Origin of the sequence: Neorhizobium alkalisoli (assembly GCF_007829835.1) — a bacterium.
In the GTDB taxonomy this organism is placed as follows: domain Bacteria; phylum Pseudomonadota; class Alphaproteobacteria; order Rhizobiales; family Rhizobiaceae; genus Neorhizobium.
Genome location: NZ_VIWP01000004.1, coordinates 524,445 through 545,910 on the forward strand (window position 1 = coordinate 524,445; position 21,466 = coordinate 545,910).

A 21,466-nucleotide genomic window follows, 5' to 3' on the forward strand; every position below is an offset into this window, starting at 1 on the left:
TCGCATGGCAACGTTGTTTTCCCAAGCCGACCGCGCATATCTGCGCCGGCCCCATATTTCACGTGTCTGGTTCGCGCTGCTCGATCTGCCGTCAGGCCCTGCTCGCCTTCATAGTGGCGCTGGCCGCGTCAAGATCGCTGGCGCCGAATGGCGTGGCATTACCGATCCGGGCGGCTCGCAGCTCGTCTCCATCGGCGCGGTCGAAGAGCCCCGGTTCGGGGTTGCGGCCAAGATCGATATCGTCATTGCCGGCGTGAATGTCGATTTCCTGCGTTCGGTGAAGACTGTCGCGAGAGAACTGGAAGGCCGGCGGGCTGATGTCTACTGGTGCGCCTTCGACCAGGAGACGGCGCAGCCCTGGTCCGGCGGCATGAAAAAGCTTTGGCCCGGCAAGCTGTCCTCGCCGGTCATTCGCTGGGCCGGGACCGGCATCCGCACCATCGCCTTTTCGATCGAAGGCCCCTGGCAGAGCCAGAGCTACCAGTTCGGCGGCAAATGGAACCCGGCCGACCAGCGGCGGCGCTACCCCGGTGACAAGGGGCTCGATTTCATCGGCACCAAAATTCAGGAGCTGATCAGGGCATGACGTTAGCGGACGACATGGCGGTGCGCGCCAATGCCTATGCAGAAGCTGCGTTCGAGCAGCCGACCATCTGGGGCGAAAGCGACTGCACGGCATGGGCAAGGGCGTGGGTCGAGAGCGTTCGCGGCCGACGCATGGCGCTGCCTGCCTGGCGGTCGCGGGAAGAGGCGCAGGCGCATATAGCCAAGGCCGGTTCGCTGGCGGCGCTCTGGTCGGGTGCGCTCTCGAAATACGGGCTACATGAACGGTTCGATGAGCCGCAAGCCGGCGATGTCGGGATTATCGACACGCACTTTGCCGGCCAGATCGGCGGCATCTTTTTGAACCACGGCATTTTCGCATGGCGGGCGGAGCCGACCGGCGCGCGCCTGCTGCGGCCTCGGCCGCGAACCATCGTCAAGGTATGGGCGGTCCAGTGAAGTTTACGCGCATCATTCTGCTTGCTTCGGCGGCCTATGTCGGGGCAACCCCGGCGCATGCCGAGCCGATCAGCTTTGCTATCTTTTCGGCGCTCTACACGATCGGCGTTCCGGGCGCCATCGCCAACGCGATCTCGCTGATTGCCGTACCGGCTCTTGCGGTGGGCGCATCCCTGCTGGGGGCGAAAAGCGTTCCGGGTATCAAGGCATCCGACGCCAAAAGCACCTTTGAGACAAGCGAAGCGCAGGTACAGGAAGGTATCGGCCGTGTCCGCGTCGGCGGCGTCAAGGCTTTCGGAAATTCGGACGGATCGACACGTGCCCGCTTGATATGCCGGCTGCAGGGTCCGATCGACGCGATCGAGGAATATTTCATCGGCGGGCGTGAAGTGGCGGTTGATGACGACGGCAACGTGACGTCTCCTCCATGGTCCCGGCAGGGTGGCTCGTGGGCAAACTGGAAGAACAAGATCGGGACCGGGAACGAAACTGCGTGGGGTGGGCTCATGTCCCTGTTCCCGACGCTTTGGACAACCGACCACCAGGTGCGCGGCATCTTCCAGTCGCTCATCCTCTGGTACAATCCCGGGCTCAAGGAAACGAAATATTTCACGCTCTATCAGGGTGGCGTTCCCGACACCGAGCAGACGGTTCGCGCCTCCCTGATTTATGATCCGCGCGACAGTAGCCAGTCAGGAACGGACCGTTCGACCTGGAAATGGTCGGACAATGGCATCCTTGCCTGCGCCCACGTGTTGCGACGGGATTCCGCCTTTCTCTACTCGATGTTCGATTGGGACCTGATCGCAGCTGAGGCAACCAAAGCCGACGCGCTTGTCGCGACGAAAACAGGCACGAGAAAACGCGCACGCGCCTGTGGTGTCTGGGGATGGGAAACGGCGCGGGCTGACGTGATGCAGCAGCTGATGGATTCGGTTGGGGTAGAGCTCCGCGTGACCGATGCCGGAAAAATCTGGTTCCAGCTGATCGATGATACGCATGTGAGCGAGATCGATTTCACGCCCTCGGACAATTACGAACTGACCTGGCGTAGCGGGCCGGAAGCGGTCGAGCGGCCCAATATCTGCCGCATCACCTTCTATTCGGCCGAGCGAAATTATGACAGCGCCGAGATCGACCTGACAGGGATTGCATGGGCAAGCGTCGAGGATGAAATCACCCGATACGGTGAAAAGTATCTCGATATCGATCTTCCATTCTGCCCGGATGCCGGTCAGGCGCAGGTGATTGGTCGCCGCAAGTTCGTGCAGGCCCGCGCCGATACCGGCGTCATGAACCTCGACATGGTGGGCCTTGCAGCGTGGGGCTGCCTTTACGGGAAAGTCACGCTTCCGGATCTTGGCGACGTCCTGCCTCTGCGGCTTGAGGCGCCGCGCGTTGATGACGACCAGGGTATGGTCGAAATTCCTTTCTCGGTCTGGCCTGCCCTGCCGGCATGGAACCCGACCACGATGGAGGCTGTAGCGCCGGCTCCTATTCCAGACTTTGGATCGGAAACGGACCTTGTGACGCCGGCCGCGCCAACTGCTGCCCTGCAGATCACCTATCCGGATGGCAGCCGGGAACTGCGGATCTCCTTCGCGCTTCCAAGTCAGGATTACGACGTCGCCGAGGCAAACTACCGGGTCTACACATCCGGATTGCCGGCGTCGTGGCAGGGAATGGTCGAATATCCGAATGCCAATGCCGCAACGATGGCGTGGGCCGGCGGCGACGCGACGGGGCGGACGATCGATGCACGTGTTCGCGTCTTCAAGGGCGATGACGGGTCTTATTTTTCTCCTTACCTGACCGTCGTCCCGACCGTCAGCGTTACCGCGCCTGCAGCGCCGACCGTGGTCACGGCGGTCGTTGGCGGAACAGACACCAGTGCGACACTGACCGGCACGTTCAGCGCTCCGGAGCTGCGCACGGCTGCCTTGAGGCTGCAGCGCCGAACCCGTGCCAATTCCAGTGCCGCATGGGGTTCGTTCGTGACGATCAGCAACACCAATGTCCGTCCGGGCCAAGTCGTGACCATAGCGAACACATACACCGGCAGCTTGGGAAACCAGGTGGAATGGCAGATCCAGAGCATTGTCAGTGACGGTTCCGCGGGGCCGGCGCGCACCTACAGCCGAACGATAGCCTCGTCGTAAGGGCGGCAAACCAACCAATCTAGAGAGAAAACATGGCACTTGGTCTCACACGCCGGGGCGCGGAAGTGTTCGCGCCGACGAATTCCAATGGCACTGCGCGCAGGGTCGTGAACGAAGAGGTTCAGACCTATACGACCGAACTTGAGGCCTCGATCGACGCGGCCCTTGCCGGCAGCATTCGAATGGAGTCGTGGGCGGCGCTGGCCTCCGTCACTGGCACGAAGGTTGGCCAGGCCGCAGAAGTCCCGTCCGATGCTGGCACGCATACCGATCCGGTCGCTGGTGGCACGGTCAACAATGCCGGCATTTATCGCTGGAGCGCGTCGCCTGCGGGGTGGCGTCGTGTGGGCAACTATTTCGATCCGAACGGCGCACCGACCTCGACCATTCTCGGACGGCAGACCGCCGGGACAGGTGTTATCGAATACCTGACCGCAGTTGCCGTTAAGGTGATGCTGGCGCTGAACAACGTCAACAACACGTCCGACGCCAATAAGCCGATTTCGATCGCGCAGCAGGCTGCGTTTGATATCGTATCCATCAGGGACCTGCAGGGCCTCCTTTCCGAATATGCGTCCTGGGGCGTCGTCGACCAGACGACCGGAAAGCCGCTGATGACGCTGGATTTCGACGGGCGGGCGTGGCTGCTTCGTTCGAATGAAGTACCCTTGCTCGATGATACCTATTCGCATGTGATCGGCGGTGAATCCGGCACGGTAGGCCTCGGTTTCCGGCACGATGGCGGGGTAGAGATCGCGGGGCAAACCTTCAACGCCCTCATGCATGCCGACTACAAGACGGTGAGGACGGATTATGCGGGGCGGGTGATCTCGGCCACCGACTATGACGATGTCGATCTCATCGTGACGAGATACACGGCTTGGGTCTCGGGAGGAAATGCCTACCTCTGGTCTGCCGCGACAAAGCGCATCTCCAAGCTCACCAACACCGGCAACATCGCCCATGTCAGCCTTGCCGGCGGTTTGCTGCGTCTGATCATCGACGATGGGACGCCGACCGGCCTGACGATCGAAACTCCCCTTATCGGATCGGCTGACACGATTTCGGCGGACGTTTCGCGCCTGCTTCACCTGCCTTCTTCCGGCCAGTCCAACAGTGTCGGAGCGGCGAACGCCACGGTTCTGACACCCACGCCGCCGCGCGCAGGCCGGGCGCTGATGTATGGCATTGGTCCGCGCGTGCTCGGCAATGACCAGAACCAACAGTACTTTCGGCCGATCCCGGGTTACTTCCTGAACGATATCGTTGACGCTCAGGAAATCCGCTCCGGCGGCAATGGCGAGACGCACATGACGTCCTCGCTCTATCAGCTGACAGGCGTTCGCCCGATCCAGGACGCGGCACTCGGCGCTCTCTACGGCATTGGCAGCGCAGACTATGCCACCGTCAAGAAGGGAACCATTGCCTGGAACAACCTTGTTCTGGGATGCTGGCGAGCACGTCTCAAGGCTGCGATGCTGGGGCTCGATTTCCAGATCCCTGCACTGTGCTGGGACCAAGGCGAAGGCAATGCGGGCGGTGCTGCCGGCGTCTATCTGGCGGCGCTGCAGGAGCTTCAGACCGACATTACCGCTCTGGTCGGCCAGATGAATGGCCTGCCGGCTAGCGGACAGGTTCCGGTCGTCTATTCGCAACTCGCTTCGTTCCCGAACTATAGCGCAGGCCCGAACGTTCCGCTTGATCAGCTCGCCGCGTTTCTCGCCAACCCGACCAAGTGCGTGCTGATCGGCCCGAAGTACCAATACACCTATGTCGACGGCGCCCACATGGACGCCAATGGCCAGCATCTGCAGGGCGCGATGATGGGTCGGGCAATCGGACAGCTGATGGCCGGCAGCTCGCCAAAGCCTCTCTACGCTCTCTCCGCCGTCAGAACCGGGGCGCAGGTTCTCGTGACCTACAATGTCCCGTCCGGCTCACTGACCCTGGACACCGTGGGCGTGACCGACCCGGGAAGCTACGGCTTCAAATGGTCGGACGCAGGCAACGGCAATACCGTCACCATCAACTCGGTTGCCATCGCATCGGCAACCACGCTGCTGATCACGCTGTCTGCGGTTCCGACCGGTACCGATCAGGCAATCCGTGTGGCTCTCGACGCGGCGGCAGGCACGGGAACCGGCCGCGCTGTCGGCGCCCGCTGCTGCCTTCGCGATACATCCCCCGACACCGATCGTCTCGGACAGAAAATGTATAACTGGGCGTGCCACCAGCGCATCGCCGTCACTCTGTAAGGAAGAAAGCAATGGTAGGACAGCTTGTCAGCGTCAACGCAGGCCCGGTATTCAACGGCAATGGCCTGCCGCCGATCACGCAGGATGCGGTGGATGTCGCCGCAGCGCAGATGCCGGGCCTTGAGCATTATCTCGATCCGGAAAAGCTGAAGGCAAAGGGTGAGATCAGCCGCTCCAAGGGTGACGGACGCCTGATCGCATATCCCTTGACGGCCTCCATGACGATCGGCACGGTTGCCGGCAAATACGGCGGCCGGAATGTTCTCAAGTGCCCGGGCGATGCGTACGGCCTCGACATTGGGCCGGGTGGTCTCGGCAATTCTGCAAGCTTCACCTTCGTCTGTGCCTGCGATCTCGCGGCGGCGATGCGTGCCGGCACGACGGATGGCATCCTCTGGTCCGCCTACAATCCTGATGTCCCGGCTTTCCAGCAGTTCGTCCGCTTTTTCGGCACCTCGACCAAGGGCATGAGCTTCCGGCCAGGCGGTGGAACCGGCGGCGCAAACCTCGATCTGGCCAGCGTGCCGGCGGCAGACATACCTTTCGTACTGGCCTATTCCTACGATGCTGCCGTTGGGCAGACCCGCGTCTACATCAACACGACGGCCGCTCCGGTCGCGTCGGGTGATGTCAACACGAATCCGGTCTTGAGCCGGATGACGCGCCTGTCTGTCGGATATGCGATCGGCGCCACGGCAACCGCCTGGAAGGGGAATATCGGCAAGACGCTGGCCTTCTCGCGCAGCTTCCATCGGACTGCCGTGGACCTTGCTCTGCTGGAAAACCTGATGAACGGCATGCGGACGCATTACAATATCATCTGATCGCGCTGCAGTCTCGTCGCCATAACCACTCGGCAAGGGCCGATCATCGCACATAGGACATAACAATGAACACGACCGTGCAGTCTCTGCAGCGGCGCCTGATGGCGCTTGGCTTTCCTCTCCCAACCTATGGCGCCGATGGCGATCCCGGCGGCGAAACGCTGGCCGCGGTTGGTGCAGCGCTCGACGAACTTGAAACCCGGCGTGGCGTCAAGGTTTCCGTGCCTGCGCCTTCTGTTCCGATCAGGTCATCCGATATTCCCGACGCCTGGCTACCGGCGGCAAAGATCAGTCGCATTATCTTCCACTGGACCGCAGGGCAGAACAAGGCGAGCGAACTCGACAAGGAGCATTACCACGTCCTGATCGAGGGTGACGGGAAGCTTGTTCGCGGCCTTCCCTCCATCGACCTGAACAGCGAGCCTGCGGCCAAGAAGGGGTATGCGGCCCATACCCTCAACTGCAATACCGGCTCGATCGGCGTTTCGCTCTGCGGCATGGCGCTCGCGGTGGAAAGTCCGTTCAATCCCGGCAAGCAGCCAATCACGCGCGCTCAATGGGATGCGCTCGCCTCCGTCCTTGCGCAGCTCTGCAAGCGCTACGGCATCAAAGTCGATCGCAAGACGGTCCTCAGTCATGCCGAGGTGCAGGAAACGCTCGGCATCACGCAGAGGGGCAAGTGGGACATTTCCCGGCTTCCCTTCGATGACAGCATCAAAGGCTCAATCGTCATCGGCGATCAGATGCGCGCCATGGTCAAATCTCTCCTGTGAAAGGGTCTCCCATGTCTGCAGTCGAAAATGTAGTTCGCGCCGCTGTCCAGAAGGGGGCGGCGAAGGCGGCCGAGGAATTCACGACGAAGATGAGTCCTGCGGATGTTCCGCAGGTCACGTCGAAGGTTCTGGCCGAGGTTGCGCCGGTCGTTGCTCATGTCACCAATTCCGAGCCCTGGTATCAGTCGCGTGTGACGGTCGGCAACTATGTTGCCATGGCATCCGTCGTGATCGGCCCGATCATCGGCCACAGTTTCAGCCCCGAAGAGCAGGGCCTGATTACGGCTGTCGTGACGGGCGCTGGCGTGATGGCCGGCGCGGCGTTCTCGCTCTATGGCCGCTGGGTCGCAAAGAAACCGCTCGGCCAGTAACCCAGCCGCAAATCACAAGCCCCCCCGCCAAACATTCTATTGTGGGGCAAATCCCACGTTGAGCATCTTCAAGAACGCTTTCCCGATGTTGTTCTCGATGATTTTGGCGCAGGCTGTCGCAGCGAATGTGTGGGATGTAGCATGGAAGACAGACAGAACCGCGTCCTGGATTTCCTGATTTTGCTCAAGCGGGTCTACAAACAGACCATGAGCAACAGCCTCGTCGCGGGATATAGGTCTTCCGTGGTCTTTGAATTCGTCATGGTTGGAGAGCCATTCGGCTAATGCACTCGCACGCTCTTTCGGGTTTTCTGTTCCCGCAAACATCCATGTGCTGAGCCATTCTGTAACGAGCTGTTTAGAGAGCTCCTGAGCGTTGCTGCACGCCACCAAGAGATCGGGTCCATATTGAGCAAGCATAGGCGCCCAGGCCGCCAGTTTCGCTGGATCTCTGCATTCCTCTTTGGCCTTCTCAAACTGCGCAACAATTGCCTGAGCCGGTACCATCCTAACGCCAAGGCTCGTCTGCATATTGAACTGCGGATCTACAGGGCCGATTGAGGAATGCCGTCCCATCACTATTCTATCGGACGCACAGGCGATCATCGTAGCAGCAGACATGGCCATATGCGGCACGTACGCAACTACATTCGAGAATTTCGAACGGATATATTGAACGATTGCGGCAGCAGCGTTGGGAGATCCGCCCGGGCTATGGATTATAAGATTTAGCTCATCGGAGCCTAGGCCATGCATCGTTTCCATAAAGCCGTGGACGTCTTCATAGACTATCGAAAGTGTGTCCGGCGGCGCAGAAAAAGGCGATCCACTGATCGTCCATCTCGTTGCATATAATACCGTAGGGCGGCCTGTTAGCTCACTTACTCTGGCTAAGTGCGTTCTCCGGACCCGATCAATTACACCCACACCGTCTGGATAAACACCTGTGCCCCCAGTTTCCTGAAGGCCAGCAGCAATCTCATTACCGATCTCCCCCCAGCTCGGCATTAGATCAACCGGGTAACACTAGCGTATTGAACGTTTGAGAGCGGCTGAGAAACCGAACTTACTGATGTGTACGCGCTGTAAATTTCACTCAACTTTTCGGTCTTTGCTACGATATCCATGATCTGAGTTATATTCGGGATATCTTTAACTTGCCGCTCTATGCTCTCTAACTGCTCAAATCGGGGATCTGATTTAGTCGTGATGGTCATGACGCTCTCCCTATTTTTTGCGCGTTATCACACGATATTTTTCGTTTGGAAACTTGCTCGAAAGTTAATTCGTTCCTAACCATTGAAATGATTAGGCAAAAAAACTGTGTTTTCGTCAAACTGGTTAACGTTAGCGCGAATCACCGTGATCTCTTGTCGCTTAAGCGTCATATGCGGGGTAGCGGCCGGTTTCTTGGAATCGACATGGTAACACTTCGGTGGCTGACGATGCTCCGACCGGGGCCGCCGCATTGATCGCATCGGAAAGTAACGTTAATCGCTCTACCCTCTGGCGGCAGCTTCGTCATATCGATCTCAACGCTGCGCCGGCAGGGCTCGCAAAAGACATCGTATCGCATATTCAGCGCGATCATGCCGGCCCATGTGCCATTGCTGGTCACAGCCCGTCGCTCATCGTCTTGTCTCGATCAGGATGTTTGCGGTCAAGAGACACGGAAAGCAGGCCTCGCACCGGTCTGTGCCCCGACGGTCGCAGCCGATTGCCAGTATGCGTCGAAGCTCGACGAACTCGATCGCTGCGCCGAACCTCTTGACCAGAGCCTTGCGGTCATAGACGCCGTGCCGATCGCAACGGCGGCACGACATATCGATTGTGTCGGCGCGGTAGTCTTTCAGTCTCGGAAGGGTCATGGCATCACCTGACGGATCTGCCAGCCATTAGGCGGCCGGCTGGCGCCGATCCTCTCCGCTCGCTGATCAAGCTTCCTCAAAGCAAGGCGTTGAGCCTCGGCGAGAGTTGTAGCCGAGACGGTCACAATCCATCGTCCAGCCTGAAAACGGTAGCTTTTGGTCGTTGTCGCAGCCTTGCAGCCGGCAAGAAATGCCAGACAGGCATTGGCGCGCGCTCTCTTCGTCGGGATGCGATCCGGACTGCTGGCCCACCATTCATCGAACGCTTTAATCAAATTTTGATCGGTCATGTTCTCTGAATGTTCTCATATTCAGAAAGAGTCAAGACGCTCGTTATCGCTTCCGCATTCATGCTCATGCCAGCTGTGGGGTTCCCATCGAAATGACCAACTCCGACAGCATCGATCTTCTGCGCAAAGACCATACCCAGCTTGCCGCCAGCCTGACTGTACTGACCAAGGAAGTCGCAGACCTGAAGACGCAGGCGGCTGTCCGCGACGAGCGTGACAAGAGGTTCGAGGAAAACCAAGAGCGAACCGAGCAATCGGTTTCAGATCTCTGGAGCCTCGGAAAGTGGGCGCTGCTGGCCTTCTTCGGCGCTCTGATTGCAGCGGTCGTAACCTTCATTGTGAAAGGAGGGCTTAATGTCCCGCCCCCAACTCCTTGACGCTTTGCCCATTCCGAGCGGGCTGGCGCTTCTCAAAACCCTGTTCGGCTCGATTGGGTTGTTTTGCGGCCTCTACAGCTTCTTTCTCTTGGGGCCGGATATCGAGACCCGATATCGCCCCGTGCTAAGCAAGCTGACCATAACCGAGGTCCGCGAGTTGACGCCTGACACAAGCCTGGTGCGAGCGGAGTTCACGAAGTTGCGCGGGTGCGAGTACATGGGCATCGCGTGGTATCGCGGGAGTGAGGCGAATGATTTCGAGCGGATCTCGATGACGCCGGTCAAGGACCCTGAGGATACATCAAGCCCGAACCGGCCGGTCGGCACGCAACGGGCGGGGCCGTGGCGCCTTACGATGCCTGCCGGCGAAGTCCGGCAGAACAGTTTCGTGCAGGTGTTTCACCGCTGCCATCCGTTCTGGACGACGATGACGCGATTTTATCCGTAACGTGGATTGCCGCAATCGGATGCGGTTAAAGTTCGTGGGCGCTGATCTCTTCCAAGAACTTCTTGCCAGCGGCAGATAGGCTTAGGAATCGGGGGCTCGTATCCATCCCGAATTGCATTGTTCCGCCAGAAGGTTGTCTAAGGGTGAGGAGGCCAGCTGCGATAATCCTGTTAATGAGGATCAAATTGAAGACCGGGAAAGCAATTTCAAAGCCTGGTAGTTCTCTTGATAAGCTTAGAAGAATATCTACTTCCAGTTGGCTAAATTTGTCATGCACGTAACGAACATTGGCTTTGTACAGGTACTGGCTCTTTCGGTCGATTTTTCCATCATGAGCCATTCTGTGGCAATTTGCGCATAGGCATATTAGATTGTGGTACTCGTGTTTGCGAGTTTTTGCCCATGGCTCGATGTGATGGATATCGACGTAAATTTCGCGGCAAGTTGGTATCGAGCACCGGTGACCTGCTTCGACTAAGACGCGCCGCCGCAAATCCGCGGGAATGTCCCTACTTTCTTTTTCGGTGTCCGTCTCCACGGGAAGTTCCTTTCGATTGGTTCGGTAGGATTGTAGACATCGTACCACATTAGTCGATCCGGAAGGCGCGATATCTATAGGTCGCTCTCGTATTGATAGAGATTATGCCGGTCGGCAACTATCCGGCCGGCATTTCTCGGGTTTACGTAGACGCCGAGAAAAATAGAGGTGCTACGCCATCCTCCGGCATCCATCACTGACTTTATGTCGATGCCCATGCCAAGCGTGATGTTTGCAAAGGCATGTCTCCCGCAGGTGTGCGATGATTTATAAGTGATCTTGGCGCGTTTGCAGACAGCGAAGATCCGCTCGTTGACCGCGTGGCGATTTTTATACCGGAAGACGTGGTCGCAAGGCTCAGCGGCTTCTCGGAGCTTATAGAGTCTAGCAACAAGCTGGTCGGTGAGATGACGGAGCGAATTTCGCTCCGTTTTTGTTTTGAGCAGCAGTGCAGTCCTGCTGACCATATCCACCTCACTCCATTTAAGTGCAACGGCTTCTGATATTCGCGCGCCCGTCTGGCTCATGAAGAGCACTAGGCCGGCGAGGTGATGAAGCCCATCCTCCTCGCACTGCCGAACGAAAGCGTGCAGCCAAGCCTGTGACGCAGCCTTCTTCCTCTTCGGCCTTTCCTCCCTGAAATTACGAATGCGCGACGGCGGCCCCCAGCCTCGGTCGTAGGCATGATGGCAGATCGCCCTGACGGGTGTGACGACGCACCTGTTTTTGGTGGCGTTGCTTTGTGTTGGATAAAGTTTGTCCGCAAGGGAGCGGATATCGAAAGGGAAAATCTCGGCCATGTGTTTGGGGCCAAGATGCGGAAGGATCTTTTCCAGATACCTTACTTCCCCGCCATGTTCGATGTAGCTGGCTGCAGCTTCCGCGAAGGTGCGGCTTACGTAAGATGGATGCAGAGATGGGGCGGCGATCGCCGTCCGGAACGACATTTCCATGATAACCCTCAACGCAAAACTATGGGCTGAACGTTCGCAAAATCGCGAACGAACTAGGAACGCACTGCACGTGATTTGCACGTTTATGCGCGTGATTTCGCATTATGTTCCGTCGTTTCGCGCATTGGGAGACGCCTTGTCGTAAGGCTCTAAAACAACGAAAACGTCAGTCTTTTCAGAGGGGGTGGATGGTGCTGCTAGAGAGATTTGAACTCTCGGCCTCTCCCTTACCAAGGGAGTGCTCTACCCCTGAGCTATAGCAGCATTCAGGCCGGCGCGGGTAGATCGTGTCGCCAGCGAGGGGGCTATTGCCATAGGTTCATCGCCAGTGCAAGCGGCAAAATCCAAGTTCTTTCACAAGCCTGCGGAAAACTTGCTGTCTCCTTTCACCGGCGTCGCTTTTTCGTTATGGAGAAACATGCCGAAAAAAGATGAGAACTCGCAGGATAAAAGCCTTACCGCTGCCGAAAGGCGCGAGCAGGAGCGAAAGGTGCGCGCCGCAGCCAAGCTGCGCGAGAATTTGATGCGCCGCAAGGGCCAGGCCCGCGCCCGCCGTTCCGGCGAGGCGGATGAGACGCAAGGGCTGCCTGCCGCAAAAACGGACGAATCATCCTGACCTATGCGTAAGCAACGGGCTTTGCGGGGGTGCGGGCTTTACCGGCGCATATTTTGACACAGATTGAAGCAGCAGCGGAATTCGTCTAAGGACGCAACCTTTCGCGCTTGAGAGGAAGAGTATACCAACCATGGATCGCATCAGAATTTCCGGCGGCAATGAATTGCGTGGCACAATCCCGATTTCGGGCGCGAAAAATGCCGCACTGCCGCTGATGATCGCCTCGCTTCTGACCAGCGATACGCTGACGCTCGAAAATGTGCCGCATCTGGCGGACGTCGAGCAGCTCCTGCGCATCCTCGGCAATCACGGCGTCGATATTTCCGTCAATGGCCGTCGCGAGAGCCAGTCGGAAAGTTATGCCCGCACCATCCATTTCACCTGCCGTACGATCGTCGATACGGTCGCGCCTTACGAGCTGGTCTCGAAGATGCGCGCCTCCTTCTGGGTCATCGGCCCGCTTCTTGCCCGTGAGGGCCGCGCCCGTGTCTCGCTGCCGGGCGGTTGCGCCATCGGCACACGGCCGGTCGATCTTTTCCTTGAGAGCCTGGCAGCGCTTGGCGCCGAGATCGAGATCGATGGCGGTTATGTCAATGTCACGGCACCGGCCGGCGGCCTTGTCGGCACACATTACACCTTCCCGAAGGTCTCGGTCGGCGCGACGCATGTTCTCCTGATGGCGGCGACGCTCGCCAAGGGCACGACGATCATCGACAATGCCGCCCGCGAGCCCGAAATCGTCGATCTGGCAAAATGCCTGACGGCCATGGGCGCAGAGATTTCCGGCGCCGGCACCAAGACGATCACCATCGAAGGCGTAGACTCGCTGCATGGCGCTCGCCACCGTGTCCTGCCGGATCGCATCGAGACCGGCACCTATGCCATGGCCGTCGCCATGACCGGCGGTGATGTGCTGCTGCAGGATACCGATGCCTCGCTGCTGGATAATGCGCTCGATACGCTGCGCCTTGCCGGTGCCGAGATTACGCAGACGGAAAGTGGCCTGCGCGTCGTGCGCAACGGCAATGGCATCCAGCCGGTCGATATCGTCACCGAACCCTTCCCGGGCTTCCCGACCGACCTGCAGGCCCAGTTCATGGCGCTGATGACGCGTTCTTCGGGCGTTTCGCACGTTACCGAAACGATCTTTGAAAACCGCTTCATGCACGTGCAGGAGCTTGCCCGCCTCGGCGCCCGCATCTCGCTCTCCGGCCAGATGGCGCGTATCGAAGGCGTGCCGCGCCTGAAGGGCGCTCCGGTCATGGCGACCGACCTGCGTGCCTCCGTGTCGCTCGTCATCGCCGGCCTTGCCGCCGAAGGCGAGACCATGGTCAACCGCATCTATCATCTCGACCGCGGTTTCGAGCGGCTGGAAGAAAAGCTCACCCGCTGCGGCGCTGTGGTCGAACGCGTCAGCGGCTGATCGCTCCTTCCGGGCACACTGTTTTTTGAAGAGGGACGGCGAGGGAAACCTTGCCGTCCCTTTTTGCATCCCTATGTCTGGAAACGCATCCCTTTATCTCCCGCCTCATATTGCATGATCCGGCTTTCCCTCGGAGATTTCCCGAATGACTGATGTTTCTTCCCCCGTCTGGTTCATCACCGGCTGTTCGACAGGCTTTGGCCATGACCTTGCGGAACTCACGATCAGCCATGGCTGGCCGACCGTCGTGACGGCCCGTGACAAGGCGCGTCTCGCCGATCTCGTCGCCGGCCATGACAATGTGCTTGCGCTTGATCTCGATGTCACCGATGCCGGCCAGATCGCCGCTGCGGTGAAAGCCGCCGAGGAAAAATTCGGCCGTATCGATGTTCTCGTCAACAATGCCGGATACGGTTATCAGGCCGCGATCGAGCAGGGCGAGGAAGACGAGATCCGCGCCATGTTCGATGCCAATGTGTTTGGCCTCTTCGCCATGACCCGCGCCGTGTTGCCGGGCATGCGGGCCCGTCGCAAGGGCCATGTCCTCAACCTCACCTCGCAGGCCGGTTTCGTTGGTTTTCCGGGCTCCGGTTATTACGCCGCCACCAAGCATGCAGTCGAAGGTTTTTCGGATTCGCTTGCGGCCGAAGGCGCACCGCTCGGTATCAAGGTCACCTGCGTGGCACCAGGGCCGTTCCGCACCGACTGGGCCGGTCGCTCACTGAAGCAGACGCCGGTGACGATTGCCGATTACGCCGAGACGGCCGGCGCCCGTATGTCGGCGACGGCAGGTTATAGCGGCCAGCAGCCGGGTGATCCGGTGCGGGCAGGCGAGGCAATGATCAAGGTCGTCGAAAGCACCAATCCGCCGCGGCATCTTGTGCTGGGTGAGCTTGCCTATAACGGCATTACCGGCAAGCTGAAGGAACGGCTTGCCGAGATCGAAGGGCTGAAGGATCTCAGCCTCTCGGCCGATTTCCCGAAATAAGCGTCGAGCTGACTGTTTTTCCCGGCCCGGAATCGGAAACGATTTCGGGCCGTTTCATGCCGGCTTGTGGTGTCAGGCGGGAATACGCTGTTTGGCCTGCAGCAGCATCTTTGTCATCGCATCATGGTCGACGGCGCGGCCGAACAGATAGCCCTGGGCATAACGGCAACCGAGGCGTTGCAGGCGCAGGGCCTGGTCGGCGGTCTCGACACCTTCCGCGACGATACGCACATCAAGACCGGCCGCCATGTCGAGCAGCGCCTTGATGATCACCTCGCCGGCGCCGCCAGACATGCGGTCGACGAAGGTCTTGTCGATCTTGACGATATCGACCGGGAAATTGAGGAGATGGGTGAGTGAGGCATAACCGGTGCCGAAATCGTCTAGTGCCACCTTGAGCCCGTCGGAACGCATGTCCTCGATCGTACCGGCAACCTTGCGGTCCCCATCGTCCATGTAGACGGATTCGGTGACCTCGATCACGACATTGCCGGCCGGCACGCCATGCTGCGAAAACACCTCGCCGATGCGCTGGCGCAGGTCGCCCTGGTCGAAATCGGCCATCGAGACATTGACGCTGACATAGTGCAGCGGTGCCCCCTGATGGAGCCAGCCGCTGAGATCGCGGGCCACCTGGCTGAGCATCCGGTCGGTGAGCAGATGCCCCATCGACAGGTCCTGCAGGGCTTCGGCAAAGGCACCGGCGGAAATGATCTGCCCGTCATCGGTGCGGATACGGCAGAGCGCTTCCAGGCCGACGATCTGGCGCGTATCGAGCCGGACGATCGGCTGGTAGAAGGCTTCGACCCGGTTTTCCGCAAGCGCCCGCGTGACGGTCTGCAGCGTGTTGAACCGCTGGGTGATCGCGCCGGCGAGATCGCCGCTATAAAGAACGAAATTGCCGCGCGCCGTCCGTTTGGCATGGTGAAGTGCGAGATTGGCGTGTTTCAGATAGGCCGGAACGTCTGCATTCTCGGACGGGTCGCAGATCGCGCCGCCCAGGCTCGCCGAAAGCGGCAGGCTGTGGTCGCCTTCCTGCAACGGGTTCTGCTCCATCGCCCGCCGGATCCGCTTGGAGATTGCCGGCAGATCGGAAGCCGGGTCGCCCTGGACGAGAACGGCAAATTCGTCCGCATCCACCCGAAAAGTCATTTCACGTCCGGCAATCCGGCCGATCGCATCGCCGACTTCGATGATCAGCCTGTCGCCGGTGGCGTGGCCGAAAGCGTCGTTGATGCGGCCGAGATGGTCGATATCGATCAGCAGCACGCCGAATGGCCTGACGGCTCTTGCCGCCTCGGCTTCAAGCGTGCGGATGAAATTGGTGCGGTTGCCAAGCCCGGTCAGCGGATCGAAATAGGCAAGCCGCTGGTTCTCGGCCCGGACCTCTTCGCGTTCCAGCACGAGCGCGCAAAGCGCCACGCATTCCGCCACGATCGCCCGCTCTTCGCTCGTCGGCCCGCGGTTCTCCTTGTAATAAAACCCGAAGGCGCCGAGCACGCGCCGGTCGCTCTGCATGATCGGGCTGGACCAGCAGGCTTTTACGCCATGTTCCCTGCCAAGTATTTCGGCAAGGTTTTGGTAGGGCGCCCAATAGGGATCGGTAAAAATGTTGTCGACGGTGACCGGCCGGCGCAGAAAGGCGGCCGTACCGCAGGTGCCGACACCCGGCCCGATCATGATCCCGTCAAGTGCTTCGGAATAGGCCGGGGCGATGCTTGCACCCGCAAGCGGATGGATCAATCCGTCGCGGTCGACGGTGACGATCGAGCAGAGCACACCTTCGGCACACTGTTCCGCGTAGTTGCAGATGTAATTGCAGGCTTGCTCGACCGTACAGCCGAGCGCGAGCATATCCAGTATTTCACGCTGAAGCTCTACTCGCATGGTGCCCCTTCCGCCGAGTTGCTCAACTTCCCCCACCGCCCGAAAGCCGTGCTTGTCGGACACTGTTGGAGGAAATGGTAAGTATCTCGTTATATAAGACGAAGTAATTGTAGATATGGCGAAGAATCTGCATCGCCAGCATATCAGTAGCTGATTTGACGATTGTCAATTCTGGTAAATCACGCGTTTGGCCGCTCTTTGGCAGCGGGCCCGCGCGGTGATTCGTGTTTCGGCCGCTGGCGGCAGTAACTGGCCTCATCTCCCGTTGCTTCTTTGCCTTTGCCATCCTATCTCAAATTCAACAGCACAACCGGCCGGCCTGCAGGGGCCTGGGGTCCGAATGAAACGGCCAGCGAGATGGCCAGAATGGAACGAAACGCATGACCGAGCTGAAACTGATGGCGCTCGATACCGATGACCTTGCCGTCATCTCCGCGCATATGCAGGACGCCGTCTTCAAGGTGGGCGATATCCGCTGGTCGGCCACGGAAAAGAACTTTTCGCTGGCCGCAAACCGTTTCGACTGGGAGAAGGCCGGCAAGAAGCGCAAAGGTTTTGAGCGGCATCGGGCAGCGCTCGTGTTCAAGCGTGTCGAGGCGGTGCGTTCCACAGGTATCGAGCGCAATCACAAGGACGACGTCCAGTCGCTGTTGGCGATCAGCTTCACCCAGAAGGGCGAGGGCCCAGAGGGCACGATCGAGCTGCTTCTTTCCGGCAAGGCAAGCATCGCGCTCGATGTCGAATGCATCGAAGTGGCACTTGCGGATATCGGCGGCGCATGGGAAACCGCTTCCAAGCCGCGTCATCCCTGATCCGCCGCCAGCCTCATGTCTGGCGATTGCCCGTGCTGATGGGTGTGCCGGCTCTCAGTGATCATGCCTCGTCTTTGACGGGGAACGCATGGAAGGACTTTTCGCTTGGCAATCTGGCTTGAGCAGGCATCGCAGGATTTCGAAACGCGTTTTACCGCTTTCCTTTCGACCAAGCGGGAAGTCTCGGAAGATGTGAATGCCGTGGTGCGCGCCATCATCGATGACGTGCGCGCCCGTGGCGATGCGGCGCTGATCGATTATTCCGCCCGTTTCGATGGTATCGATCTGGCCAAGGCCGGCATCCGTGTCAGCGAAGCCGATATCGATGCAGCCTTTGCGGCAACTGATCCGAAAGTCATCGATGCCCTCAAGCTCGCAGCCGAGCGGATCGAAAAGCACCACGCCCGGCAGATGCCGAAGGACGATATCTACGAGGACGCGATCGGTGTCGGCCTCGGCTCTCGCTGGACGGCGATCGAGGCGGTCGGCCTCTACGTGCCGGGCGGCACGGCAAGCTATCCGAGCTCCGTCCTGATGAATGCCGTGCCGGCCAAGGTTGCCGGTGTGCCGCGCCTCGTCATGGTCGTGCCGGCCGGTGGCGGCGCCATCAACCCCGCCGTTCTCGCCGCCGCCCGCATTGCCGGCGTCACGGAAATTTATCGTGTCGGTGGTGCCCAGGCCGTCGCGGCGCTCGCTTATGGCACCGAGACAATCGCTCCGGTCGCAAAGATCGTCGGCCCCGGCAACGCCTATGTGGCCGCTGCCAAGCGCCAGGTTTTTGGCACTGTCGGCATAGACATGATCGCCGGCCCCTCCGAAGTGCTGGTCATCGCCGACCGCGATAATGATCCCGACTGGCTGGCAGCCGACCTTTTGGCTCAGGCCGAACACGATGCCGGCGCCCAGTCGATCCTGATGACCGATGATGCCGAATTCGGCCGCGCGGTCGAAGCCGGCGTCGAACGCCAGCTGAAGACGCTTTCGCGCGCCGAGACCGCATCTGCCAGCTGGCGAGATTTCGGTGCCGTCATCCTCGTTGAGGATTTTCAGGCCGCCCTGCCACTCGCCAACCGCATCGCCGCAGAACATCTGGAACTCGCCGTTGCCGATCCGGATGCGCTGATGCCCGGCATCCGCAATGCCGGCGCGATCTTCGTCGGCCGCCATACGCCGGAAGTGATCGGCGATTATGTCGGCGGTTCCAACCACGTTCTGCCGACCGCGCGTTCGGCGCGTTTCTCCTCCGGCCTCGGCGTGCTCGATTTCGTCAAACGCACCTCGATCCTCAGGCTCGGCCCCGAACAGCTGCGCCAGCTGGCGCCGGCGGCGATCACGCTTGCCAATTCCGAAGGGCTCGATGCGCATGCACGGTCCGTTGCGATCCGCCTCAATGCGGGTCCTGCTGACGGAGGCTGATGGATGGCAAAAGGGGATTTCCGGCTCTCGGATGTCGTTCTCGACGACTCGATCGGGCGGTCGACCCCTGATGTCGAACATGAGCGGGCGGTTGCCATCTTTGACCTCGTCGAGGAAAACTCCTTCGAGCCGTTCGGCCATGAAGGCGGCCCCTACAGGCTGAAACTGTCGCTCGCCGAGACGAAGCTGGTGCTCGGCATCACCACCGACGACGGCGAGACGGTTGCCACCCATATCCTGTCGCTGACACCCTTCCGCCGGATCATCAAAGACTATTTCATGATCTGCGAAAGCTATTATGAGGCGATCAAGTCCTCGACGCCGAGCCGGATCGAGGCGATCGACATGGGCCGGCGTGGCATGCACAACGAAGGCTCGCAGACGCTGATGGACCGCCTGGACGGCAAGATCCGCGTCGATTTCGATACGGCGCGGCGGCTTTTCACGCTGGTCTGCGTGCTCTACTGGCGCGGCTGACGATGGAAGTGACCGCCCCTCTCGAACGGAAAGCGAAGAAGCCGGGCGCCATCCTCTTCATGTGCGGCTGGAACGCAATCCGCTCGCCAATGGCCGAAGCCATTGCAAAACGTGTCCTGCCATCCGATATCTATATACAGTCCGCCGGTGTCCGCTCGGGCGAGCGGGATCCTTTCGTGGATGCGGTGCTGGAGGAAATGGGCCTTTCGATCGGCCGCCACCAGCCGCGCACGCTGGAGGAACTGGAGGATGATTTCTTCGACCTGATCGTCACGCTGACGCCGGAAGCGCATCACACGGCGCTGGAACTGACCCGATCCAACGCGATCGACGTCGTCTACTGGCCGACCATGGATCCGACGGTTGCCACCGGCACCCGAGAGCAGATGCTGGATGCCTATCGCGAGGTTCGCGACCATCTCTGGCGGCTGATCGAGGAAAGGCTTTCCGACGACAGCCGCCATCCGGCCGAAACCGCCTGAAAAGCCTGTAAAATGCAGTCGTGAACAAACGCGATCAAGCGAGGTTCACAAAGCCGACGTGATTGTGTAGTTTCCGCGCAAATTTCGGGGCGAGGGCGAGATTGTCGCCGGCCCGGTATTCAACACACAGAAAGAAAACTGATAGATGGCTAAAGAAGAAGTCCTTGAATTTCCGGGCATCGTGACCGAACTCCTGCCGAACGCGACTTTCCGCGTCAAGCTCGAGAACGAACACGAAATCATCGCCCATACGGCAGGCCGCATGCGCAAGAACCGCATCCGCGTGCTCGCCGGCGACAAGGTTCTCGTTGAAATGACCCCTTACGACCTGACCAAGGGTCGCATCACCTACCGCTTCAAGTAAGCCTTGCCTCAAAGGCGGCCAGAGACGGGATCCCATGGCGCTCGAACAAAATCCGGTGCAGAAGCTGATATTGGCCTCGGGTTCTCCGCGCCGCCTCGATCTTCTCAATCAGGCGGGCATTGAGCCCGCACGGCTGATGCCGATGGATATCGACGAGACGCCGAAACGCGCCGAGCATCCGCGCTCGCTCGCCCGCCGGCTCTCGACCGAAAAGGCGGAAGCCGCCTTCGCCGTCGTGCGCAACGATCCCGTCTGGCGCCACAGCTATATCCTGTCGGCCGATACGGTCGTTGCCGTCGGCCGCCGCATCCTGGAAAAGACCGAATATACCGAAGAGGCGAGTGCTGCGCTGCATCTCCTCTCCGGCCGCGGCCACTGGGTGCATACCGGCATCTGCCTCGTCACGCCGGGCGGCCAGTTCCGCCAGAAGGTCGTGCAGACCAAGGTGCGCTTCAAGCGCCTCTCGGCCCGCGAGATCGACCACTATATCGAATCCGGCCAGTGGCGCGGCAAGGCCGGCGCCTATGCCATCCAGGGCATTGCCGGCGCCTTCGTGCAGAAGCTGATCGGCTCCTACACCAATGTCGTCGGCCTGCCGCTCTATGAAGTGACGGGACTTCTGGCCGGCGAAGGTTTCGATGTCTCTCACGCCTGGCCGGAGGGCTGACCATGGCCCAACCGATCAAGACAGGTGGCAAGGTGGAGCCGCTTCGCAAGACAAGGCCTTGCCCCGAATGCGGCAAGCCTTCCTCGCGCGAAGACTATCCCTTCTGTTCCGACCGCTGCCGCACGCTCGACCTGTCGCGTTGGGTGAGCGGAACCTATTCCATTCCGGTCGCCGACGACGAAAGCAAGCCGGACGGCAACGACTGACGCTGGGTTGTCCCCGGCTGCCCCACTGATTTTGCAGGAAAATTTCGTTTTTTCGCAAACCTGTCAAAAAAGTCGTTCGGGGTGCTGGACATGGCCGAACAAGATGTTATAACCCGCTCGCTTCCGGGGGAAACGCTTCCCCCGCCGGTCCACCAAGATCGGTTAGGCTTGAAAAAGCCGAGATGCCCGGATAGCTCAGTTGGTAGAGCAGCGGATTGAAAATCCGCGTGTCGGTGGTTCAAATCCGCCTCCGGGCACCATTCCTAACGG

At 59.9% G+C, this 21,466-nt stretch carries 25 protein-coding genes and 2 tRNA genes; 20 read left to right on the forward strand and 7 right to left on the reverse strand.

What is annotated here, in order from left to right:
* Positions 1–4: 4 nt before the first annotated feature.
* The 7 genes from FHW37_RS18365 to FHW37_RS18395 all read left to right on the forward strand — a co-directional run bounded on the left by FHW37_RS18365 (position 5) and on the right by FHW37_RS18395 (position 7,384).
* Positions 5–586, forward strand: coding sequence for a transcriptional regulator (locus FHW37_RS18365; protein WP_145638962.1), 582 nt, complete (start codon positions 5–7; stop codon positions 584–586).
* Positions 583–1,002, forward strand: a complete 420-nt coding sequence (locus tag FHW37_RS18370) for a DUF6950 family protein (RefSeq protein ID WP_145638964.1) — start codon at positions 583–585, stop codon at positions 1,000–1,002. Before FHW37_RS18365 ends, FHW37_RS18370 begins: the two co-directional genes overlap by 4 nt.
* Positions 999–3,161, forward strand: coding sequence for a phage tail protein (locus FHW37_RS18375; RefSeq protein WP_186458310.1), 2,163 nt, complete (start codon positions 999–1,001; stop codon positions 3,159–3,161). The genes FHW37_RS18370 and FHW37_RS18375 overlap by 4 nt, the downstream gene beginning before the upstream one ends.
* A gap of 32 nt (positions 3,162–3,193) precedes the next feature.
* Complete coding sequence (locus FHW37_RS18380) at positions 3,194–5,416, forward strand: hypothetical protein (protein WP_145638968.1); 2,223 nt, start codon at positions 3,194–3,196, stop codon at positions 5,414–5,416.
* 11 nt (positions 5,417–5,427) lie between these two features.
* The gene (locus FHW37_RS18385) at positions 5,428–6,240 is read left to right on the forward strand and encodes a hypothetical protein (RefSeq protein WP_145638970.1); all 813 of its coding nucleotides are present in this window, start codon (positions 5,428–5,430) and stop codon (positions 6,238–6,240) included.
* Between the two features lie 65 nt (positions 6,241–6,305).
* A complete protein-coding gene (locus tag FHW37_RS18390; protein ID WP_145638971.1) occupies positions 6,306–7,013 on the forward strand; it encodes a peptidoglycan recognition protein family protein in 708 nt (235 codons plus the stop codon).
* Positions 7,014–7,024: 11 nt separating this feature from the next.
* Positions 7,025–7,384 carry a hypothetical protein gene (locus tag FHW37_RS18395; RefSeq protein ID WP_145638973.1) on the forward strand — a complete coding sequence of 120 codons (360 nt, stop codon included), beginning with the start codon at positions 7,025–7,027 and terminating at the stop codon, positions 7,382–7,384.
* 36 nt (positions 7,385–7,420) lie between these two features.
* Here FHW37_RS18395 and FHW37_RS18400 read toward each other — a convergent pair whose 3' ends face one another.
* The 3 genes from FHW37_RS18400 to FHW37_RS18415 all read right to left on the reverse strand — a co-directional run bounded on the left by FHW37_RS18400 (position 7,421) and on the right by FHW37_RS18415 (position 9,542).
* Positions 7,421–8,149 (reverse strand): SDH family Clp fold serine proteinase, encoded by a 729-nt coding sequence (locus FHW37_RS18400; RefSeq protein ID WP_210249303.1) that lies wholly within the window; start codon positions 8,147–8,149, stop codon positions 7,421–7,423.
* Positions 8,150–8,391: 242 nt separating this feature from the next.
* On the reverse strand, positions 8,392–8,601 hold the full coding sequence (locus FHW37_RS18405; protein ID WP_145638977.1) for a hypothetical protein: 210 nt from the start codon (positions 8,599–8,601) through the stop codon (positions 8,392–8,394).
* Positions 8,602–9,248: 647 nt separating this feature from the next.
* Positions 9,249–9,542 carry a hypothetical protein gene (locus FHW37_RS18415; RefSeq protein WP_145638981.1) on the reverse strand — a complete coding sequence of 98 codons (294 nt, stop codon included), beginning with the start codon at positions 9,540–9,542 and terminating at the stop codon, positions 9,249–9,251.
* Positions 9,543–9,634: 92 nt separating this feature from the next.
* On the opposite strand from FHW37_RS18415, the gene FHW37_RS18420 reads away from it, so the two are divergent.
* Entirely contained in the window at positions 9,635–9,919 is a 285-nt protein-coding gene (locus FHW37_RS18420) for a hypothetical protein (protein WP_145638983.1), read from the forward strand.
* Entirely contained in the window at positions 9,897–10,367 is a 471-nt protein-coding gene (locus FHW37_RS18425; protein WP_145638985.1) for a hypothetical protein, read from the forward strand. The genes FHW37_RS18420 and FHW37_RS18425 overlap by 23 nt, the downstream gene beginning before the upstream one ends.
* Positions 10,368–10,392: 25 nt before the next feature.
* Here FHW37_RS18425 and FHW37_RS18430 read toward each other — a convergent pair whose 3' ends face one another.
* The 3 genes from FHW37_RS18430 to FHW37_RS18440 form a co-directional block, all read right to left on the reverse strand.
* Positions 10,393–10,905, reverse strand: a complete 513-nt coding sequence (locus FHW37_RS18430; RefSeq protein WP_145638987.1) for an HNH endonuclease signature motif containing protein — start codon at positions 10,903–10,905, stop codon at positions 10,393–10,395.
* 74 nt (positions 10,906–10,979) lie between these two features.
* Entirely contained in the window at positions 10,980–11,858 is an 879-nt protein-coding gene (locus tag FHW37_RS18435; RefSeq protein ID WP_145638989.1) for a tyrosine-type recombinase/integrase, read from the reverse strand.
* A 189-nt stretch (positions 11,859–12,047) separates the two neighbouring features.
* Positions 12,048–12,122 (reverse strand) — tRNA-Thr (locus tag FHW37_RS18440).
* A gap of 154 nt (positions 12,123–12,276) precedes the next feature.
* Here FHW37_RS18440 and FHW37_RS18445 point away from each other — a divergent pair.
* The 3 genes from FHW37_RS18445 to FHW37_RS18455 all read left to right on the forward strand — a co-directional run bounded on the left by FHW37_RS18445 (position 12,277) and on the right by FHW37_RS18455 (position 14,885).
* The gene (locus tag FHW37_RS18445; protein ID WP_145639343.1) at positions 12,277–12,474 is read left to right on the forward strand and encodes a hypothetical protein; all 198 of its coding nucleotides are present in this window, start codon (positions 12,277–12,279) and stop codon (positions 12,472–12,474) included.
* A gap of 130 nt (positions 12,475–12,604) precedes the next feature.
* Positions 12,605–13,897, forward strand: a complete 1,293-nt coding sequence (gene murA / locus FHW37_RS18450; RefSeq protein WP_145638992.1) for a UDP-N-acetylglucosamine 1-carboxyvinyltransferase — start codon at positions 12,605–12,607, stop codon at positions 13,895–13,897.
* 145 nt (positions 13,898–14,042) lie between these two features.
* Entirely contained in the window at positions 14,043–14,885 is an 843-nt protein-coding gene (locus FHW37_RS18455; RefSeq protein WP_145638994.1) for an oxidoreductase, read from the forward strand.
* A gap of 72 nt (positions 14,886–14,957) precedes the next feature.
* On the opposite strand, the gene FHW37_RS18460 is transcribed toward FHW37_RS18455, so the two are convergent.
* Positions 14,958–16,772 carry a bifunctional diguanylate cyclase/phosphodiesterase gene (locus FHW37_RS18460; protein ID WP_145638996.1) on the reverse strand — a complete coding sequence of 605 codons (1,815 nt, stop codon included), beginning with the start codon at positions 16,770–16,772 and terminating at the stop codon, positions 14,958–14,960.
* A 380-nt stretch (positions 16,773–17,152) separates the two neighbouring features.
* Here FHW37_RS18460 and FHW37_RS18465 point away from each other — a divergent pair, with 380 nt between their 5' ends.
* The 8 genes from FHW37_RS18465 to FHW37_RS18500 all read left to right on the forward strand — a co-directional run bounded on the left by FHW37_RS18465 (position 17,153) and on the right by FHW37_RS18500 (position 21,456).
* The gene (locus tag FHW37_RS18465) at positions 17,153–17,584 is read left to right on the forward strand and encodes a DUF2948 family protein (protein WP_145638997.1); all 432 of its coding nucleotides are present in this window, start codon (positions 17,153–17,155) and stop codon (positions 17,582–17,584) included.
* A 105-nt stretch (positions 17,585–17,689) separates the two neighbouring features.
* Entirely contained in the window at positions 17,690–19,000 is a 1,311-nt protein-coding gene (gene hisD, locus FHW37_RS18470; RefSeq protein WP_145639000.1) for a histidinol dehydrogenase, read from the forward strand.
* Between the two features lie 3 nt (positions 19,001–19,003).
* On the forward strand, positions 19,004–19,477 hold the full coding sequence (locus FHW37_RS18475) for a UPF0262 family protein (RefSeq protein WP_145639003.1): 474 nt from the start codon (positions 19,004–19,006) through the stop codon (positions 19,475–19,477).
* Between the two features lie 2 nt (positions 19,478–19,479).
* On the forward strand, positions 19,480–19,959 hold the full coding sequence (locus FHW37_RS18480) for a low molecular weight phosphatase family protein (RefSeq protein WP_145639005.1): 480 nt from the start codon (positions 19,480–19,482) through the stop codon (positions 19,957–19,959).
* A 145-nt stretch (positions 19,960–20,104) separates the two neighbouring features.
* Entirely contained in the window at positions 20,105–20,323 is a 219-nt protein-coding gene (gene infA / locus FHW37_RS18485; protein WP_007759621.1) for a translation initiation factor IF-1, read from the forward strand.
* A gap of 34 nt (positions 20,324–20,357) precedes the next feature.
* On the forward strand, positions 20,358–20,990 hold the full coding sequence (locus FHW37_RS18490; protein WP_145639007.1) for a Maf-like protein: 633 nt from the start codon (positions 20,358–20,360) through the stop codon (positions 20,988–20,990).
* A gap of 2 nt (positions 20,991–20,992) precedes the next feature.
* Positions 20,993–21,196, forward strand: a complete 204-nt coding sequence (gene yacG, locus FHW37_RS18495) for a DNA gyrase inhibitor YacG (protein WP_145639009.1) — start codon at positions 20,993–20,995, stop codon at positions 21,194–21,196.
* Between the two features lie 184 nt (positions 21,197–21,380).
* Positions 21,381–21,456: transfer RNA gene (locus FHW37_RS18500), tRNA-Phe, on the forward strand.
* Positions 21,457–21,466 lie beyond the last annotated feature (10 nt).

Bases quoted from the DNA above. Each gene is read 5' to 3' on its own strand.
- FHW37_RS18465 (WP_145638997.1), top strand. From the start codon at position 17,153: ATGACCGAGCTGAAACTGATGGCGCTCGATACCGATGACCTTGCCGTC.
- FHW37_RS18400 (WP_210249303.1), bottom strand. From the start codon at position 8,149: ATGGAAACGATGCATGGCCTAGGCTCCGATGAGCTAAATCTTATAATC.
- FHW37_RS18425 (WP_145638985.1), top strand. From the start codon at position 9,897: ATGTCCCGCCCCCAACTCCTTGACGCTTTGCCCATTCCGAGCGGGCTG.
- FHW37_RS18445 (WP_145639343.1), top strand. From the start codon at position 12,277: ATGCCGAAAAAAGATGAGAACTCGCAGGATAAAAGCCTTACCGCTGCC.
- FHW37_RS18420 (WP_145638983.1), top strand. From the start codon at position 9,635: ATGACCAACTCCGACAGCATCGATCTTCTGCGCAAAGACCATACCCAG.
- FHW37_RS18455 (WP_145638994.1), top strand. From the start codon at position 14,043: ATGACTGATGTTTCTTCCCCCGTCTGGTTCATCACCGGCTGTTCGACA.
- FHW37_RS18415 (WP_145638981.1), bottom strand. From the start codon at position 9,542: ATGACCGATCAAAATTTGATTAAAGCGTTCGATGAATGGTGGGCCAGC.
- yacG (WP_145639009.1), top strand. From the start codon at position 20,993: ATGGCCCAACCGATCAAGACAGGTGGCAAGGTGGAGCCGCTTCGCAAG.
- FHW37_RS18365 (WP_145638962.1), top strand. From the start codon at position 5: ATGGCAACGTTGTTTTCCCAAGCCGACCGCGCATATCTGCGCCGGCCC.
- FHW37_RS18460 (WP_145638996.1), bottom strand. From the start codon at position 16,772: ATGCGAGTAGAGCTTCAGCGTGAAATACTGGATATGCTCGCGCTCGGC.
- FHW37_RS18385 (WP_145638970.1), top strand. From the start codon at position 5,428: ATGGTAGGACAGCTTGTCAGCGTCAACGCAGGCCCGGTATTCAACGGC.
- FHW37_RS18405 (WP_145638977.1), bottom strand. From the start codon at position 8,601: ATGACCATCACGACTAAATCAGATCCCCGATTTGAGCAGTTAGAGAGC.
- FHW37_RS18480 (WP_145639005.1), top strand. From the start codon at position 19,480: ATGGAAGTGACCGCCCCTCTCGAACGGAAAGCGAAGAAGCCGGGCGCC.
- murA (WP_145638992.1), top strand. From the start codon at position 12,605: ATGGATCGCATCAGAATTTCCGGCGGCAATGAATTGCGTGGCACAATC.
- infA (WP_007759621.1), top strand. From the start codon at position 20,105: ATGGCTAAAGAAGAAGTCCTTGAATTTCCGGGCATCGTGACCGAACTC.
- FHW37_RS18490 (WP_145639007.1), top strand. From the start codon at position 20,358: ATGGCGCTCGAACAAAATCCGGTGCAGAAGCTGATATTGGCCTCGGGT.
- FHW37_RS18380 (WP_145638968.1), top strand. From the start codon at position 3,194: ATGGCACTTGGTCTCACACGCCGGGGCGCGGAAGTGTTCGCGCCGACG.
- FHW37_RS18370 (WP_145638964.1), top strand. From the start codon at position 583: ATGACGTTAGCGGACGACATGGCGGTGCGCGCCAATGCCTATGCAGAA.
- FHW37_RS18390 (WP_145638971.1), top strand. From the start codon at position 6,306: ATGAACACGACCGTGCAGTCTCTGCAGCGGCGCCTGATGGCGCTTGGC.
- FHW37_RS18475 (WP_145639003.1), top strand. From the start codon at position 19,004: ATGGCAAAAGGGGATTTCCGGCTCTCGGATGTCGTTCTCGACGACTCG.
- FHW37_RS18435 (WP_145638989.1), bottom strand. From the start codon at position 11,858: ATGGAAATGTCGTTCCGGACGGCGATCGCCGCCCCATCTCTGCATCCA.
- FHW37_RS18395 (WP_145638973.1), top strand. From the start codon at position 7,025: ATGTCTGCAGTCGAAAATGTAGTTCGCGCCGCTGTCCAGAAGGGGGCG.